1 protein-coding gene is annotated in these 1,371 nt (G+C 74.5%); it reads right to left on the reverse strand.

What is annotated here, in order from left to right:
- Nucleotides 1-47 precede the first annotated feature (47 nt).
- Complete coding sequence (locus tag E1283_RS36230; protein ID WP_132822396.1) at nt 48-1,262, reverse strand: acetyl-CoA C-acetyltransferase; 1,215 nt, start codon at nt 1,260-1,262, stop codon at nt 48-50.
- Nucleotides 1,263-1,371 lie beyond the last annotated feature (109 nt).

Below are 1,371 nucleotides of genomic sequence, written 5' to 3' on the forward strand. Positions count from 1 at the left end.
GTCTCGGATGACGGTGGCGGGCGTGGTCGCGGGCGGGGCGGCCGGTTTCAGACACGTTCGACGACGGTGGCGATGCCCATGCCACCGCCGACGCACAGGGTGACCAGGCCGCGGCGCAGCTCGCGCCGCTCCAGCTCGTCGACGAGGGTGCCGAGGATCATGGCGCCGGTGGCGCCCAGCGGGTGCCCCATGGCGATGGCGCCGCCGTTGACGTTGACCCGGTCGGGGCCGAGGTCGAACTCGCGCATGAAGCGCAGCACCACGGCGGCGAAGGCCTCGTTGATCTCGATCAGGTCGATGTCGTCCATGGTGAGCCCGGCCTTGGCCAGCGCCTTGCGGGTGGCGGGGGCCGGGCCGGTGAGCATGATGGTGGGGTCGGCGCCGGAGACCGCGGCGGAGACGATCCGGGCGCGTGGCGTCATGGCGAACCGCTCGCCGGCCGCGCGGCTGCCGATCAGGGTGAGCGCCGCGCCGTCCACGATGCCGGAGGAGTTGCCCGCGTGGTGGACGTGGTCGATGCGCTCCAGCCAGTGGTACGTGCGCAGCGCGAGGGCGTCGAAGCCGCCGGCCTCGCCGAGGGCGGCGAACGACGGGGTGAGCGCGGCCAGGCTGTCGGCGGTGGTGCCTGGCCTGAGGTGCTCGTCGCGCTCCAGCACCGGGATACCCGAGCGGTCGACGACGGGGACCACGGAGCGGTCGAAGCGGCCGTCCTTCCAGGCGGCGGCGGCTCTGGCCTGCGACTCGGCGGCGTACGCGTCGACGTCCCGCCGGCCGAAGCCCTCGATGGTGGCGATCAGGTCGGCGCCGACGCCCTGGGGGACGTAGCCGGTGGCCCGGCTCGTCTCCGGGTCGAGGAACCAGGCGCCGCCGTCGGAGCCGATCGGCACCCGGGACATCGACTCCACGCCGCCGGCCATTACTAGGTCCTCCCAGCCGGAACGGACCTTGGCGGCGGCCAGGTTGACGGCTTCGAGCCCGGAGGCGCAGAAGCGGTTCTCCTGGACGCCGGCCACGGTGTGCGGCAGTCCGGCGGCCAGCGCGGCGATCCGGGCGATGTCGGATCCCTGGTCGCCGACGGGGCTGACCACGCCGAGCACCACGTCGTCGACGGCCGCCGGGTCGAGGCCGGGGAAGCGGCGCAGCAGCTCGCCGATCAGTCCGGTGACCAGGTCCACGGGCTTGGTGCCGTGGAGCGAGCCGTTGGCCTTGCCGCGCCCGCGTGGGGTGCGGATGGCGTCGTAGACATAGGCGTCGGTGGTCACGGTCGGGGCCCTTCGGTCGGATCGGGTCGGGGCAGCCGCCAGTCGCGGGCGACCTCGGCGGTGTGCTGTCCGGGCGACGGCGGGGGGCGGCGCAGCGCTCCCGGGGTGG

The organism is Streptomyces hainanensis (assembly GCF_004348415.1).
GTDB lineage: Bacteria > Actinomycetota > Actinomycetes > Streptomycetales > Streptomycetaceae > Streptomyces > Streptomyces hainanensis.